This window comes from Sulfitobacter indolifex, from assembly GCF_022788655.1.
In the GTDB taxonomy this organism is placed as follows: Bacteria; Pseudomonadota; Alphaproteobacteria; order Rhodobacterales; family Rhodobacteraceae; genus Sulfitobacter; species Sulfitobacter indolifex.
In genome coordinates this window covers 3,098,391-3,114,169 of sequence record NZ_CP084951.1, presented here as the reverse complement: position 1 = coordinate 3,114,169, position 15,779 = coordinate 3,098,391, and the positions used below count along the sequence as shown (strand labels likewise).

15 protein-coding genes are annotated in these 15,779 nt (G+C 62.6%); 5 read left to right on the top strand and 10 right to left on the bottom strand.

The genetic code is table 11. The features are described 5' to 3' along the window. Positions 1 to 108: 108 nt before the first annotated feature. Positions 109 to 1,506, bottom strand: coding sequence for an aminotransferase family protein (locus tag DSM14862_RS15285; protein WP_007118180.1), 1,398 nt, complete (start codon positions 1,504 to 1,506; stop codon positions 109 to 111). A 229-nt stretch (positions 1,507 to 1,735) separates the two neighbouring features. After that, positions 1,736 to 3,835, bottom strand: coding sequence for a DEAD/DEAH box helicase (locus DSM14862_RS15280; RefSeq protein ID WP_007118179.1), 2,100 nt, complete (start codon positions 3,833 to 3,835; stop codon positions 1,736 to 1,738). 271 nt (positions 3,836 to 4,106) lie between these two features. Between DSM14862_RS15280 and selD the strand changes: the two genes are divergently transcribed. Next, positions 4,107 to 6,299 (top strand): selenide, water dikinase SelD, encoded by a 2,193-nt coding sequence (selD, locus tag DSM14862_RS15275; protein ID WP_407705332.1) that lies wholly within the window; start codon positions 4,107 to 4,109, stop codon positions 6,297 to 6,299. On the opposite strand, the gene mnmH is transcribed toward selD, so the two are convergent. The 7 genes from mnmH to DSM14862_RS15240 all read right to left on the bottom strand — a co-directional run bounded on the left by mnmH (position 6,283) and on the right by DSM14862_RS15240 (position 12,383). Then, entirely contained in the window at positions 6,283 to 7,338 is a 1,056-nt protein-coding gene (gene mnmH, locus DSM14862_RS15270) for a tRNA 2-selenouridine(34) synthase MnmH (protein WP_007118177.1), read from the bottom strand. The two genes, selD and mnmH, sit on opposite strands and share 17 nt — an antisense overlap. A 107-nt stretch (positions 7,339 to 7,445) precedes the next feature. Continuing rightward, complete coding sequence (locus tag DSM14862_RS15265) at positions 7,446 to 7,796, bottom strand: RidA family protein (RefSeq protein ID WP_007118176.1); 351 nt, start codon at positions 7,794 to 7,796, stop codon at positions 7,446 to 7,448. Positions 7,797 to 7,867: 71 nt separating this feature from the next. Further along, complete coding sequence (locus DSM14862_RS15260) at positions 7,868 to 8,269, bottom strand: rhodanese-like domain-containing protein (protein WP_007118175.1); 402 nt, start codon at positions 8,267 to 8,269, stop codon at positions 7,868 to 7,870. A 12-nt stretch (positions 8,270 to 8,281) separates the two neighbouring features. After that, positions 8,282 to 9,460: a lytic murein transglycosylase gene (locus DSM14862_RS15255; protein WP_007118174.1), complete on the bottom strand. Its 1,179-nt coding sequence runs from the start codon at positions 9,458 to 9,460 to the stop codon at positions 8,282 to 8,284. A 14-nt stretch (positions 9,461 to 9,474) separates the two neighbouring features. Then, positions 9,475 to 10,383, bottom strand: a complete 909-nt coding sequence (gene cbiB, locus DSM14862_RS15250) for an adenosylcobinamide-phosphate synthase CbiB (protein WP_007118173.1) — start codon at positions 10,381 to 10,383, stop codon at positions 9,475 to 9,477. Next, the gene (gene cobD, locus DSM14862_RS15245) at positions 10,380 to 11,327 is read right to left on the bottom strand and encodes a threonine-phosphate decarboxylase CobD (protein ID WP_040700304.1); all 948 of its coding nucleotides are present in this window, start codon (positions 11,325 to 11,327) and stop codon (positions 10,380 to 10,382) included. The genes cbiB and cobD overlap by 4 nt, the downstream gene beginning before the upstream one ends. 81 nt (positions 11,328 to 11,408) lie before the next feature. Beyond that, positions 11,409 to 12,383: a glutathione S-transferase family protein gene (locus DSM14862_RS15240; RefSeq protein WP_007118171.1), complete on the bottom strand. Its 975-nt coding sequence runs from the start codon at positions 12,381 to 12,383 to the stop codon at positions 11,409 to 11,411. Positions 12,384 to 12,556: 173 nt separating this feature from the next. Here DSM14862_RS15240 and DSM14862_RS15235 point away from each other — a divergent pair, with 173 nt between their 5' ends. Then, positions 12,557 to 12,913: a hypothetical protein gene (locus DSM14862_RS15235; protein ID WP_007118170.1), complete on the top strand. Its 357-nt coding sequence runs from the start codon at positions 12,557 to 12,559 to the stop codon at positions 12,911 to 12,913. Positions 12,914 to 12,955: 42 nt separating this feature from the next. On the opposite strand, the gene DSM14862_RS15230 is transcribed toward DSM14862_RS15235, so the two are convergent. After that, complete coding sequence (locus tag DSM14862_RS15230; RefSeq protein ID WP_007118169.1) at positions 12,956 to 14,155, bottom strand: MalY/PatB family protein; 1,200 nt, start codon at positions 14,153 to 14,155, stop codon at positions 12,956 to 12,958. 96 nt (positions 14,156 to 14,251) lie between these two features. Between DSM14862_RS15230 and def (DSM14862_RS15225) the strand changes: the two genes are divergently transcribed. The 3 genes from def (DSM14862_RS15225) to def (DSM14862_RS15215) are packed head-to-tail and all read left to right on the top strand — an operon-like array spanning position 14,252 to position 15,758. Next, positions 14,252 to 14,770: a peptide deformylase gene (gene def / locus DSM14862_RS15225; protein WP_007118168.1), complete on the top strand. Its 519-nt coding sequence runs from the start codon at positions 14,252 to 14,254 to the stop codon at positions 14,768 to 14,770. 2 nt (positions 14,771 to 14,772) lie between these two features. Next, positions 14,773 to 15,264 (top strand): peptide deformylase, encoded by a 492-nt coding sequence (gene def, locus DSM14862_RS15220; RefSeq protein WP_322790840.1) that lies wholly within the window; start codon positions 14,773 to 14,775, stop codon positions 15,262 to 15,264. After that, positions 15,261 to 15,758 (top strand): peptide deformylase, encoded by a 498-nt coding sequence (gene def, locus DSM14862_RS15215; protein WP_007118166.1) that lies wholly within the window; start codon positions 15,261 to 15,263, stop codon positions 15,756 to 15,758. The genes def (DSM14862_RS15220) and def (DSM14862_RS15215) overlap by 4 nt, the downstream gene beginning before the upstream one ends. Positions 15,759 to 15,779: the final 21 nt, after the last annotated feature.

The window sequence follows — 15,779 nt, the reverse complement described above, 5'->3', positions numbered from 1 at the left end:
GCGGCAATTTTCCATCTGATGTCATGTTCGGGCAAGACAAAGGGGTAAATAGACGAAGGCAGCATCGGGTCAACCAATGCTGCCTAAGATCGCACTGCTTCTGCGGTTTTACGCCGAGGTAAAGACCCGATCCAATGCGCCGTCTACCGCCGTGATGATCTCATCAATGTCGTCGCGCGAGGCGATCAGCGCAGGTGAGAAACACAGCGTGTTGTTTTTACCCGGCAGCGAGCGGTTGGTCGCTCCGATGATAACGCCTTGGGCCATGCAGTCACCCACCACGGCTTGAATGCGCTTTTCCTCAACTGGGGCACGGCTGTCGCGGTCGGTGACCAGCTCCGCCCCCAGAAACAGCCCCTTGCCGCGCACATCGCCGATCACTGCGTGTTTGTCGGCCAGCGCGTGCAACTGCTCCAGCATGTAATTGCCCATATTGGTTGTGTTCTCCAACAGGTTCTCACGCTCGATGATGTTCATGTTCTCGATGCCCGCGGTCGGCCCGGCGGTGCAGCCGCCAAAGGTCGAGATGTCGCGGAAGTAGTTCAGCGGATCGCTGGCGTCGTCTTTGAACATGTCAAAGACCGCATCAGTGGTGACCAGACAGGCGATCGCGGCATAGCCCGAGGCGACGCCCTTGGCCATTGTCACCATATCGGGCTGAATGCCGTAGTGCTGATAGCCAAACCATGTGCCGGTCCGGCCCACGCCGCAAACGACCTCATCAATGTGCAGCAGGATGTCATACTTGCGGCAAATCTCTTGCACCCGCTCCCAATAGCCATCGGGAGGGCAGATCACGCCGCCGCCTGCTGTCACCGGCTCGAGGCAGAGCGCGCCGACAGTTTCCGGCCCTTCGGCCAAGATCACCTTTTCGATCTGGTCAGCGGCCCATGGGCCGTAGTTCTCTTGCGGCGCGCCGTCCTGCTCAAAGCTGCGGTATTCAAGGCAGTGTGGCACCCTCACGAACCCCGGCGCGAAGGGGCCGTATTGCGCGTTGCGCTCATCCTGACCGCCCGCCGAGAGGCAGCCGATGGTGGTGCCGTGGTAATCGCGGTCGCGGTAGAGAATCTTGTGCTTTTTGCCGCCGTAACGCTTGTGCGCAATCTGACGGACCATTTTAAAGGCTTTCTCATTCGCCTCGGAGCCGGAGTTGCAGTAGTAAACGCGGTCGAGGCCGGGCATCTTGTCGAGCAGCTTTTCGGCAAAATGCGAACCGGGGATCGACCCTGCGGAGCCTGCGAAATAGTTCAGCTTGATCAACTGGTCGCGCACGGCATTGGCGATGCTTTCGCGGCCATAGCCCACGTTGACTGTCCAGACACCGCCAGAGACGGCATCGAGGTGTTCTTTGCCCTTTTGATCCCAAACGCGCATGCCTTTGCCTTCGACAATAATGCGCGGATCGGTGGTTTCATAGGGTTTGTGCTGGCTCAAGTGATGCCAGATGTGCGCGCGGTCGGCTTCGACAACGCGGGAGATGTCGTTCTCGTTGAAATTGCCGTCCATGGGGCAAACCTTTCTGTGCGGGTGGGCGAACCCACGAATGAAGCCCGCGCTGAGGCGGGGAATGTGCGTATCACATCACCGCGAAAGACGCGCCGCAAGTAGTGCCAGATGGGTTTGTTCCTTAAGGCCAGCTAGAGGTGCCGATTTCTTTCAAAGAAATCTGGCCGGACTTTTTAAAAAGTCCGGGGCCTTATGCAAAAACGCCGGGGTGGTGCCCCGGCGTTTGATCTTACTTCGATTTTGGGCCGCCCTTGCCACCCTGCTTGCCGATCTTATTCGGCGGGGTGAAGCGTTTGGACGGATCAGACGCGCGTTTGTACGACTTCTCGCCGCCGGGCGTGGTGGCCGATGACGTTGGCTTACCCTTGCCTTTGCCCTTGAAACCTTCGCCTGCGGGCTTTTCCTTTTTCCACACAGCTTTCGCCTTGGGCTTGGCGGTGGTCTCGCCGCCAGACTTGGGCTTGGGCGCGGCGCCTGGCTTCATCGGGCTACGCTCGGTCTTGTGCGACTTTGGCGGGCGTTCGCCTTTAGGGGCGCGGGGTTTGTCAAACTTTGGCTTGTCGAACTTGGGCTTGTCGAAAGACGCCGCACCGGGGCCATCCGCCGCTTTGGCGCGTGGCTTGCGCGGGGCGGGGGCGGCATCAGGATCGTAGTTATCGCGCGGGGGGCGCGGACCACGGTCCGGACGGTCGCCTTTGTAGCCGCCGCCGGGCTTGGGGCCACGGTTGCCGGCAGGTTTCGGGCCACGGGCCAGATCAGGGGCTTTGTCGAGTTGCGTCAGCACCGCGCCTTCTTCCAGCTTCATGTCACCGCCAAGGGCGCTCAGCAGACCGGGGACAGAAGTTTCCAGGACTTCGACAAAGCTATGGCTGCCCTGCACGCGGATCGCGCCGATGTCGTCTTTGGTCAGGTCGCCGCGACGGCACAGCATCGGCAGCAGCGTGCGCGGCTCGGCCCCATCGTTGCGGCCGGTTGAGATCGAGAACCAGACCGATTTGCCAAAGGCCGGGCGCGGCTTGTCGTCGCCGGGCGCGCCGGGTTCTGCCAGTTCTTCCGGCGCGGATTGGCGCGCGCGGTAGAGGTTGACGAAGGCGGTGGCCAGTTGCTCAGCCGAGAACTGCTCAACCAGATTGGCGACAAAACCTTCGGCGTCTTCCGGGATCGGGTCGGACCATGCAGAATCGGCCAGCAAACGGGCCTCATCTGCGGCGTTAACCTCAGCAGCAGACGGCGGTGCCGCCCATTCCACTTTCAGCTTCGCGCCGCCAATCAGGCGGTTCGCTTTGCTGCGCAGTTTGGCAGGCACGATCAGTGCCGAAACACCTTTGCGCCCGGCGCGGCCAGTACGGCCCGAGCGGTGCAGCAGCGTGTCGGAGTTGCTGGGCAAGTCGGCGTGAATCACCAACTCAAGGTTCGGCAGGTCAATGCCGCGTGCAGCGACATCCGTTGCAATACAAACGCGCGCACGCCCGTCGCGCAGGGCTTGCAGCGCGTTGGTCCGCTCGGATTGCGTCAGCTCACCCGACAGCGCCACGACCGAGAAGCCCCGGTTCGTGAAGCGCGAGGTCAGACGCGCCACGGCGGCGCGGGTGTTGCAGAACACGATGGCGTTCTTGGCTTCATAGAAGCGCAACACGTTGATGATCGCGTTTTCAGTGTCACGCGGATGCACGTTCAGCGCGCGGTATTCGATATCGCTGTGCTGCTTGGCTTCGCCCACGGTGGTGATGCGTTGCGCATCACGCTGGTAGGATTTCGCCAGTTTGGCAATGGCGGCGGGCACGGTGGCCGAGAACAGCAGCGTGCGGCGGTCTTCGGGGGATTCGGACAGGATGAACTCAAGGTCTTCGCGAAAACCAAGGTCGAGCATCTCATCCGCTTCATCCAGCACCACGGCGCGGATCGCGTCGAGGTTGATGTTGTTGCGTTTGATGTGGTCACACAGACGGCCCGGCGTGGCGACAACGATATGCGCGCCCCGATCAAGCGCGCGGCGCTCGGTGCGGGTGTCCATGCCGCCGACGCAGGTGGTGACGATGGCACCGGCCTTGCCATAGAGCCATGTGAGCTCGCGGCTGACCTGCATGGCCAATTCACGGGTGGGGGCGATGATCAACGCCAGTGGCGCGCCCGCTTGGCCGAAATGGGTGTCGTCACCCAAAAGTGTCGGCGCGATGGCGAGGCCAAAGCCCACCGTCTTGCCCGACCCGGTTTGGGCCGAAACCAGAAGGTCGGCGTCATTCAGCGCGGGGTCTGTGACGGCTTCTTGTACGGCGGTAAGTGTTTCATAACCCTGTTGGGCAAGGGCGTCGGCAATAGTCTGGATCACGAAGGCTGTCCTGTCTTGAACGTTTGTGCGGGGGGCGGGCACGTGGGGTGCTACCAGCCACGGCAAAGGAATCCGACCGTCGGTAGAGGGTCAGGGATGGAATGTACATGGGGGTTTTCGGGTAGAATGTCACCCTTTTTAAAGGTTTGGGGCGTTTTCGGGTGCGAATGGGCGGGGAAATGCCGCTCGAACCCGTCCACGGCCCCCTCACAACTTGGTCATGGCGATGGCGCGCCCGCACGGGTTCGGTTAGCAATATCCAACGTTTAATATGAGAGAGCGAGGCAATCTGGTGCAAGGCGATCTGCCTCTAACGCGGGATTTGGTGCTGGTGGGGGGCGGTCATGCCCATGCGCTGGTGCTGCGCAAATGGGGGATGGACCCGCTGCCCGGCGCGCGGCTGACGGTTATCAATCCCGGCCCGACCGCGCCCTATACGGGCATGTTGCCCGGCCACATCGCCGGGCATTACGCCCGCGATGAGCTTGAGATCGACTTGATGCGTCTGTGCCGCCACGCTGGGGCACGGCTGATCCTTGGGGCGGCGACCGGGATCGACCGGGCCGCGCAGGAGATCACTGTGCCGGGGCATGGACCTGTGGCCTACGATGTGGCCTCAATCGACGTGGGCATCACGGCCAAGATGGACCTGCCGGGATTTGCCGAACACGCCGTGCCGGCAAAGCCGCTTGATGTTTATGCAGCGCGGTGGCGGGCGTTTTTGGCAGCGGTGAAAGCGAGTGATCTGCCGCCCGAAGTCGCCGTGATTGGCGGCGGTGTGGCGGGTTGCGAGTTGGCGATGGCGATGGCGTTTGCCCTGCGTCAGGCCGGGGCGCAGCCTGCTGTGACAGTGGTGGAACACGGGCCGCAGCTTTCCGGTATGGCGCCCCGAACCGAGACGATGGTGCGGCGGCGCATGGCCGATTTAGGGGTGAACCTTGCGCTCGGGGCGGAGGTGACGCAGGTCACGGGCACAGAGGTAATCGTGAAGGGGCGCGCCCCGATCCCGGCAGCACTTTGCGTCGGCGCGGCAGGGGCGGTGCCGCATGGCTGGCTCGCGCAGACTGACCTGCCGCTGCACAATGGGTTCATCCGAGTGGGCGCTGATTTGGGCGTGGTGGATGACGCGGCGCTCTTTGCCGTGGGTGACTGCGCGCATTTAGAGGCCACGCCGCGCCCCAAGGCCGGGGTCTTTGCCGTGCGGGCGGCGCCGGTTCTGCATGACAATTTGCGGGCCGCATTGAGCGCCGCTGAGCGGGGTGCGTTTAAACCGCAGAAACATTACCTAAAGCTTATCTCATTGGGCGGAAAGTCGGCGGTGGCCGAGCGGAACGGGCTCGCCCTTGGCGGTGCGTTGCTGTGGCAATGGAAGGACCGAATCGATCGGAAATTCATGGATCAGCTGGACGATCTGCCCGCAATGAAACGCGAAGCGCCGATTGGTCCGACGGCTTCGGGCGTGCAAGACGCGCTGGCCGGCAAGCCGCTTTGTGGTGGCTGCGGGGCCAAGGTGGGCGGCGCGATACTCGGCGATCTGTTGGTCAAGGCTCAACACCCGGTCACGGGAGATGTCGTCACCGGTGCGGGGGATGACGCGGCGATCCTGCAGCGACCCGGCGGCGGCTTTCAGGTGATCAGCACGGATCACCTGCGCGGTTTCATCGAAGACCCGGCGCTGATGACGCGGATCGCGGCGGTGCATGCATTGGGCGATGTCTGGGCGATGGGGGCCAAGCCGCAGGTGGCGCTGAGCACGGTCATCATGCCGCGCATGTCGCCTGAATTGCAGGCTCGGACGTTGCGAGAAATTGCGGCTGCTGCGCAAGATGTGATGGGGGCCGCAGGCGCGCAGATTGTCGGCGGCCACACCACCATGGGCGCGGAACTGACCATCGGGTTCACGGTCACCGGCACGCGGGAGGACATGCCGATTGGCGTGGGCGGTGCGCAGCCGGGGGATGTTCTGATGCTCACCCGGCCCATCGGCGCGGGCGTGATTCTAGCGGGGCATATGGCGGGCAGCGCACCGGGGCGGGTCGTGGCCGACGCGTTGCGCTTCATGGCGACGCCGCAGGCGCGGGAGGCGGAGATTTTGGCAAACGCTCATGCGATGACGGATGTGACAGGCTTTGGTTTGGCCGGGCATGTGCAGGCGATTTGCCGGGCGTCCGGGCTGGCGGCAGAGCTTCGGGGGGATGCCGTACCGATTTACCCCGGCGCGCAGGCGCTCTCGGATCAAGGGGTGGCGTCATCGCTTCTGGCAGTCAATCAGGCCGATGCACCGATCCGAACGGCGGGGTCGATAAATCCGCTTTTCCACGACCCGCAAACCGCCGGAGGGCTATTGGCCGCTTTGCCAGAAGCGGCAGCGAAGGTCGCGCAGGCGCGGTTGGCAGCGGCAGGGCTAAAGGGTCATATCATCGGACGGCTTGAGGCGGGCGCGCCCTCTATTCGCCTGCGCTGAAACGGCTGTGCAGCGCGGTGGCGGTCTCGGCCAATGTGGTTTCATCAAGGTCGTTCAGCGAAAGCCGCTTAACGGGCGCGGGGTTGCGGCTGGCTGTCTTTGCATAGCGCGGATCGTAGTGCTGGCCGATTAACCCTTCGGCAAGCGTGGCCCAATCGCCAACCCGGGCTTGGGTCTGCCATGCGGAGATTGTTTCACCGCTGTGATAGGGGCGCAGCTTGTCGATGCGGTCTTTGAGCAGGCTAGGGTCGGCGGTCAGATCGTCATAGGCGTGGCACAGGAAATGCGCCCGCGCGGCGAGCGGTGCGTCGATCTCAACCCGTGGTGCGGCGATCATCGCGGCCCAGAGCGCGGGGGGCAGGGTGATGTCCCCGATCTTGCTGCTTTCGGCCTCAACCCATGTGATCTGCGCTGGATCGAGCGGGGCGAGGGCTTGGGCCAGACGGCTTTCAAACATCTTCTGGTGCGGCTGGCCGCCGTCCACAGCGCCAAACAGCGAGCCGCGATGCTGCGCCAGCCCTTCAAGGTCAAGCACCTGCGCGCCCGTTTCGGCCAGATGATGCAGCAGTCGGGTTTTGGCGGTGCCAGTGCCGCCTTCGATCAGCATCAACCGATGCAGCAGGGGCGTGTCGTAAAGCGCCGCGACCACCAACCGGCGATAGCTGCGATAGCCGCCACGCAGGAGTTGCACACGCCAGCCGACCTGATCGAGGATCGTCGAGAACGCGCCCGAACGCTGCCCGCCGCGCCAGCAATAGACCAGGGGCTGCCAACTGCCGTCTTTACCCGCAAGGGCCGTTTGCAAGTGTCGCGCCGTGTTTTGCGCCACCAACGCGCCGCCGATCTTGCGGGCATCGAAGGGGCTGACTTGTTTGTAGATCGTGCCGACCTCGGCCCGCTCCGCGTCCGAGAGCACGGGCAGATTGATCGCGCCGGGCAGGTGATCTTCGGCAAACTCCGACGGGGCGCGCACGTCAATGATTGTGTCGACGTTAAGCTGGGCCAGATCGGACAAGGCGGTGAGGGTGCAGGGGGTCATGCGATGCTTTCGGCTCGGATGGGCCTGTCTAGCACGTCTGGGGGCGGGGGACAGTGCCCGCGCGCCCCACAACACCCCGCGCCGGGAAGGCACGGGGTGAAAGTGGCTTAGGCCTTGGCGGCGATCACAAGTACTTCGACCAGATATTCTGGCGTTGCGAGTTTGGATTCGCCGCAGGCGCGCGCGGGGGCGTGGCCCTCAGCCACCCAAGCATCCCAAACGGCATTCATCGCGGCGAAATCGGCCATATCCGCCATCCAGATGGTTGATTGCAGGATGCGGGTCTTGTCGCTGCCAACCTCGGCCAACAGGGCATCGACCTTATCAAGGCAATCTTGGGTCTGGGTGGCCACATCTGCGCCCGCCGTGCCGACTTGGCCAGCAAGGTAAATCACATCGCCATGCTCAACGATCTGGCTCATGCGGGTGTTAGTATGGTGGCGTTTGATCTCGGTCATTCTGTCTCTCCTATGACGTTGCACAGGTTGTGGCAGCTTTGCGAAAGGGAGGCCAGATCAAAGCCTGCGGGTCAGGGCTTCTCGACATTGCCGCCCTCAATTTGGCCGCCCGCCTTTTCCCATCCGCCGAAACCGTCCTTCAGGTGCGCCGCGTCAAAGCCCATGTCTTGCAGCGTCGCGACAGAGATGGCTGAGCGCCAGCCGGAGGCGCAGTGGAAGACGAACTTCTTGTCTTGGGCAAAGACCTCTTTGAAATAGGGGCTGTCGGGGTCGACCCAAAACTCCAACATGCCACGCGGGCAGTGGAACGCACCGGGGATGAACCCGGTACGCTCGCGTTCGCGGGGATCACGCAGGTCGACGAATTGCACGTTTTCGTCGTCCAGCATGGCGATGGCCTCGGCGCTGTCGATTTCTTCGATCCGGGCACGGGCCTCGGACACCATTTCGGCGGCGGTTTTCTTTAAGGCCATCAGGGGCTCTCCTTACAGTTGGTTCAGCAAGCTGGGCGTGGGCCAGCCATCGACGGGCATGCCAAGGCGTTCCTGTTCAGCCCGCACAGCGGCGCGGGTGCCGGAGCCGAGGATGCCGTCCACATCGCCCACATCATAGCCCATAGACTGGAGTTTGCGCTGAAGCGTCTTCATCGCCTCCCCGCTAAGCCCCGGTTGCGGATTGCCCGCGTCATAGACCTGCGCGCCTTCCAGCCGCGTGGCGAAATAGGCGGCGGTCATGACGTAGGTAAAGCTTTGGTTCCATTCGAAATAGACCCGAAAATTCGGATAGGCGATGAAAGCAGGCCCGCCGCGCCCTTGTGGCAGAAGGACCGACGCGGTCAGCCCTTCGGCCAGCGGTCCGCCCCGCGGGGACACGCCCATGGCCTGCCATTCGCTGACGGATTTGGAGGTTTCCAGCCCGGTTTGCGACCAGTCAAATTCCTGCGGCAGGGTCACTTCGGCCAGCCAAGGCTCTCCTGCGCGCCAGCCGAGGCTTTGAAGCATTTTGGCACCTGACAGCAGAGCGTCGGGGGCAGAGGTTTTCAAGGAGACTTCGCCATCGCCATCGCCATCCACACCGTTTTCGATGATGTCGCGGGGCAGCATTTGCACCATGCCGATCTCACCCGCCCAAGCGCCGGTGGTGGTGGCCGGGTCAAACTCGCCGCGCTCGAAAAGCTCCAAAGCCGCGAAAAGCTGTGGGCGGAACAGTTCGGGGCGGCGGCAGTCATGGGCCAGCGTGGCCAGCGCATTGGCGGTGTTGAAATCCCCTTGGATCGCGCCGTAGTCCGTCTCGAACGCCCAAAAGGCCAAGAGCACGCCACGGCTGACACCGTATTCGGATTCAACCCGGTCAAAGATCGCGTCGTATTTGTCGGCCATGGCGCGGCCCCGGTTGATCCGGTCGTTGGAGATCAAGTGGCGCGAAAACTCGATGAAGGGCTTTTGAAACACCCCTTGCGCCTGATCTGCGCGCAGCACGGCGGGGTCTTGGCGCAGACCTGCAAAAAACCCATCGGCGGTTGCAGGGTCGGCGCCCTTGGCCACGGCTTCGGCCTTGGCATCGGCGATGAATCCAGAGAAATCACCGCCGCAGGCCGATTGCGCATAGGCGGTGGCGGGGAGGGTGAACGCCGCAAGGGCGGCGGCTAGAAAGGTGGGGCGCATAAAAATCCTCATAGTCACAGACAGGCCAGAACTAGGGCGATTGCCCACATCACCAACCATGCCTGCCAGAGGCGGGTGATGGCCGCATCGATTGCCTGAGGTCCGATGACGCGCGCCCCCGCGCCGTGAACCCAAGCGAACTGCTGCAATTGCCCATCATAGGCGCGCGGGCCTGCAAGTGCCACACCCGTGGCCCGCGCCATGGCGGCTTCTGGCCAACCGGCATTGGGCGAGCGGTGCAGCGCCGCATCAGCGCGAATGTCGCGCCAGTGGTGCAAGACCCCGCCGGGCAGGGCGATAAGCAGCGCGGTCAGCCGAGCAGGGACGAGGTTCAACAGGTCATCCATCCGCGCCGCAGCCCAGCCAAAATCGGCATAGCGCGGGGTGCGGTAGCCGATCATACTGTCGGCGGTGTTGACGATTTTATAGACCAGCAGCCCCGGCAGACCGGCCAGCAGGAACCAGAAGGCAGGGGCGATGATCCCGTCGCTGAGATTTTCCGCGCCGCTTTCGATGGCAGAGCGTGCCACGGCGTCTTCGGTCATCTCGGCAGTGTCGCGGCTGACGATCATCGCCACAGCGCGGCGGCCAGCGGGCAATGACTGGCGCAGCCCATCAGCCACAGCGCGGAGGTGTTCGACGAGGGAGCGTTGCGCAAGTAGGATCGCTCCGACGATGATCTCAATGATTGGGCCGAAGAGGCTCAGTAGCCAACCTAATGCTGCGGCTCCGATCATCAGCGATAGCAGCAGCGCCACGCCCTTAGCGCGTCGCGCTTGGCCGTGGTTCAACCGCCGATCCCCCCAGCCAATCAAGCGCCCCATCAGCACCGCCGGGTGCGGCAAGCGCCGCCAGAGCCATTCCGGCTCTCCCAAAGCTGCGTCCAGCAGCATGGCCAGCGTAAGGATCGCCGCCGTGCTCATGCCAGCGCCTGCTCCAGCCGCGCCCAACCGTCGGGGACGGGCAGGCCGAGGCGCAGCCAGCGCGGATTGTAGGGGAAAACACGGGTCCAGATGTGCTGCTCGGCGAGGCGGACCTGCCAGGCTTGCGCATCGTCGACTTCATAGAGGCGGAAGAGCGGGGTTCCGCCGACAATCTCCGCGCCTGCGCCCGTTACCAGAGTATCGAGGCGGTCTGCCTCTGCGGCGAGCCGGGTTCGCGTGGCGTCGGCCCAATCTGTATCGCGCAACGCCGCTGCGCCGATATGCAGCGCCGGGCCGCTTACCGGCCAGGGGCCAAGCATCCGCCGAAGCTCAGCCACCAAGGCCGGATCGCCGATGACGAAGCCCAGCCGTAGTCCGGCGAGCCCCCAGAACTTGCCGAAACTTTTGAGGATCAACGTGCCGGGTGTCGTGGCCTGCGCGATGAGGGTGGCTTCGGGGATGATATCGCAAAAGCTTTCGTCGATGATGCTGAGGGGGGCGGTGGTCTGTGTCGCGTGCCAAAGCCGCCCGTCGGGGTTGTTGGGGTGCACATGGACGGCGGCATCTGTGTTACCTTCCTCAACGACTTCCCAACCGCTATCGGCGAAACTGGCGGCATGTTCATTATAGGTTGGTCCGGGGATGCGCACAGTGCCACGCGGGGCAAGCGCCGGGATGCGGGCAATTGCCGATGACGCACCCGGCACGGCGATGAGTGCTGTCCCGGCGGGCACCTGCCAGAACGCGCGGGCGGCGTCCTCAAGCGCGGTTTGCGCCGCAGCGTCGGGGAGCGCGTTCCACGCATCCGCTGGCAGGGCAGGGATCGGGTAGGGCTGCGGATTGATCCCGGTCGACAGGTCAATCCAATCCGCCCGCTGCCCGCCGAAACGCGCTGCTGCCGCATCGACACCGCCGCCGTGGTCGCGCTGGTCTGGCTGTTGCATGATGATCCCCCTGCCGTTGCTGCGGTGAAAGCGCAAAAGGGCTGCGCGATCAAGCGCCTTCCGCAAGGCAGGGGGTGTCGGTTAACCGCGCCCGTGCGGCGCGCTGAACTCGAGCACCGGATTGATCGGAATGATCCGGTTCGGGTTAATGGTATCGTGACTGTAATGGTAGTGCCGCACGATGTGGTCAAAGTTCACCGTCTCGGCCACGCCCGACACCTGATAAAGCTCGCGCGTATAGGCCCAGAGGTTTGGGTAATCCACGATCCGCTTGCGGTTACATTTGAAATGCAGGTGATAAACCTTGTCGAAGCGCACCAGCGTGGTGAAAAGCCGCCAATCGGCCTCTGTCATCTTATCGCCCGCGAGATAGCGGTTCTGCGATAGGATGTCTTCGATCCAATCCAGCGTGTCGAAGAGCGGATGCACGGCGGCGTCATAGGCCTCTTGCGTGGTGGCGAAACCGGCCTTGTAGACGCCATTGTTCAACGTGTCATAGACGCGGGCGTTCACCTCTTCGATGCGGTCGTGCAGCTCTGTGGGGTAGTAGTCATTGCTGTTACCGGTGATCTCATCAAAGGCGCTGTTGAACATGCGGATGATCTCGGCGGACTCATTGCTGACGATGGTTTCGCGCTCTTTGTCCCAAAGGATCGGCACGGTAACGCGGCCCGTGAACTTGGGATCGGCGCGAGTATAGATGTCGCGCGCATAGGGCAGGCCAAAGAGGGTGTCGCCGGTGGCGCCGGGGAAGTCTGCGTCAAAGGTCCAGCCCTCGCCCAACATCTCGGGATGCACGACCGAAACCCCAATATGATCTTCCAAGCCTTTCAACTGCCGAAAGATCAGCGCGCGGTGCGCCCATGGGCAGGCATAGCTGACATAGAGGTGATAGCGCCCCGATTCTGCTTTGAAACCGCCTTCGCCGCTGGGTCCGGCGCTGCCATCGGCGGTCACCCAGTTGCGAAACTTCGCTTCGCTGCGTTCAAATTTGCCACCTGAGGATTTGGTGTCATACCATTTGTCTTGCCATTTTCCGTCAACCAAAAGGCCCATCTTGTTCTCCTTTGCACGTTTGAGGGCATATCTAGAGCCGCGTGCCCGGGCTGCACATCTTCATGCGCGCGCAGCTGACCTGCGCTGGCGCAGGCTGCCGAAACGTCATCAAATCTTAACTTGAATTTCCTACGTTTTAGCCCAGCTTAGAAGGCATTAGCGGGGGGACGATCATGGAAGAATTTCTGACCAAAGAAATACAAGCGGGTCTTGATGCTGCGCGCATGGAAGGCCTGCGCAAAGGGTCACGCCTGCGGCTTGAGGTGGGCGGTAACGTCTACCGCGTGCTGCGTATGTGGAAGACCGGATTTTCCGTTGATGCCGAAGACGCGCCCAAGCTGCGCGGGCTGGTTGACCTGTATGATGGCAGCCTGCACCTGTTCCAATGTCTGATCGTGGCGAGCGAGGAAGACGCAGGCGAAATGCAGTATGAATTCAAGCGCGCGACTGCCGTGGCAGACCGCCCGGCGCTTGATTTCGAACGCCCCGCCGATGCGCCACTGGGCCTGATCGAAGACAGCCGGGCCTGAAGGATCAGCACGGCGGGTCACTCCCGCCGGGCCATTTTTCGATTACTGTAGATCGCTGAAAGCTTTGGCGAGCCTTTCGCAGGCCTCCTCGACCCGCGCGCGCGGCATGGCGAGGTTGAAGCGCATGAAGCTTTCGCCGCCGGTGCCGAATGTCGCGCCATGGTTCGCGGCGATGCGGGCGGATTTTTCCACCCGCTCGGTAAACTCCGTCCGATCCATGCCAGTGCCAGAAAAATCCACCCAAGCGAGATAGGTCGCCTCCAATGGCATAGAGCGCAGTCCCGGAATTGCGTTTACTGCTTCGTCAAAGTGCCTCCGGTTGCCGTCAAGATAATCCATCAGTTCGTCCACCCATGCCGCGCCGTCCGGTGAATAAGCGGCGGTGGCCATAAGCAGACCAAACGAATTGGGCGAGCTGCCCATTGCGGCCATGCGGGCGGCGAACTGCTGTCGCATCTTGGGGTCTGCAATAATCACATTTCCGACGTGGCTGCCGGCCATATTGAAGGTCTTGGTCGTGGCGGTCATCATCACCAGACGGTCTTCGATCCCGTCGATATGCGCCATGGGGATGTGCTTTTGGCCGGGCATCACCAGATCGTGGTGAATTTCATCCGAGACCAACACCAGATCATGCCGCTTGGCGAAGTCGGCGACACCTTGCAATTCTTCGCGGGACCAGACCCGGCCACCGGGGTTATGCGGAGAGCAGAGGATCAGCATCTTCTCATCCCCGGTCATCAGGGCGTCATAGGCGTCGAAATCCATCTCATAGCGGCCCGAGGTATTGGTCAGGGGGCATTCCACCACGCGGCGTTCGGCGGCTTTAATCACGCGGGCAAAGGCGTGATAGACCGGGGTGAAAAGCACAACGCCATCGCCGGGCTGGGTAAAGGCATCGACGCACATCGCAGTGCCGTTCACCAGTCCATGCGTGGTAAAGATTGCATCGGCATCGACCTTCCAACCGTGGCGGTTCTCCATCCACCACTGAATTGCCGCAAGGTATTCGCTGTCATCGCCGAAATACCCGTGTACGCCGTGGTTAATCTGAGCCTGCAGCGCATCCTGTACCACCTGCGGCGGGCGGAAATCCATGTCAGCCACCCACATCGCGATGCCGCTCTCGGCGGGCACGCCATAGACCGCTTCCATCTTATCCCATTTCGCGCAATGCGTCCCGCGCCGCTCGATGATCTCGTCAAAATTCACGTTGGTCACTTCGATCTCGTCAAAACTCATGCTGATCACTCCTGATGTTGAAGCCAAGCTAACCGCTGCCGCCGGGGCTGCAAGCCCCCGGTTGCGCGATGCCCGGGCATGGCCTAAATGAGCGGGATGAAACGCCCGATCCTTTTGCACCCCGACCCACGGCTCAAGAAAGCCGCAGCCCCTGTCGCCGATCTCAGCGACGAGTTGCGCGTGCTGGGCGATGATATGTTGGCCACCATGTATGACGCGCCGGGCATTGGCCTTGCTGCACCGCAGGTCGGCGTGTTGAGCCGGGTGATCGTGCTCGATTGCGTCAAGGAAGAGGGCGAAGCACCGCGCCCGCTGTTGATGTTCAACCCGGAGATCGTGGCCTCCTCGGATGACCTGAACACCTATGAGGAAGGCTGCCTGAGCATCCCTGAGCAATTCGCCGATGTGACCCGCCCGGCTGAGGTTGAGGTCCGCTGGCTGGACCGTGACGGCAAAGAACAGCGCGAAGGCTTTGACGGGCTCTGGGCGACCTGCGTACAGCATGAAATCGACCACCTCGATGGGAAGCTGTTCATCGACTACCTCAAGCCGCTGAAGCGCCAGATGATCACCCGCAAGATGGTCAAGCTTAAGCGTGAGCTGGCGCGCGGATGAGCATGCGAGAGGTTCTCCGCTGGCCCGACCCGCGTCTGGCCGAGATCTGTGCCCCGATCGAAGAGATCACGCCAGAGATCGAGCAGCTTGCTGCCGATATGTTGGAGACGATGTATGCCGCCCCCGGGCGCGGCTTGGCCGGGCCGCAAGTCGGCGCGATGCTGCGCCTGTTTGTAATGGATGCGGGCTGGAAAGAGAATAAATCGGACCCGCTGGTCTGCATTAACCCGATGTTTCAAGAGATCGGCGAAGAGCGTGTGACCAATACCGAAGGCTGCCTGAGCATACCCGGCATCAGCACCGACATCTCGCGCCCGTCGCAGGTGCAGATGGTTTGGACCGGGCTGAATGGGGGCCGCTATGTGCAGAGTTTTGAGGGCGCTGCCGCGTTGATCGCGCAGCATGAGATGGATCACCTTGATGGTGTGGTGACATTCGATCACCTCGATGCGGAAACCCGCGCCGCCAAAATTGCGGAGTTTAAAGCCCAATGACCCTACGCCGCTACGTCCTATGGCCCGACAAACGCCTGCGCAGCCCCGCTGAACCCATTGAGGCAGTGACGGATGAAATCCGCACCCTTTGGGACGATATGATTGAGACGATGGACGCCATGCCCGGCGTCGGCCTTGCCGCGCCGCAGATCGGGGTGATGTTGCAGGTCGCCGTCGTCGATGCCTCCGAGGCGCGCAACAAGCGTATCCGCTTGGCGAACCCGGTGATTATCGACGCCTCTGCCGTGCTGCACCCCTATGAGGAGGCCAGCCCGAACCTGCCCGGTTTCAGCGCCGTGATCCGCCGCCCGCGCGGCGTGAAGGTGCGCTTTCTAGATGAGACAGGTGCGGAGGTCGAACGCGATTTCGTTGGGCTGGAGGCCGTGAGCGTGCAGCACCAGATCGACCATCTGGCGGGCAAGATGTATTTTGACAATCTCAGCAAAACCAAGCGCGACATGCTGTTGCGCAAGGCGCGCAAACTGGGCGGCTGACGGCCCCGAGGCTGCCCGTCC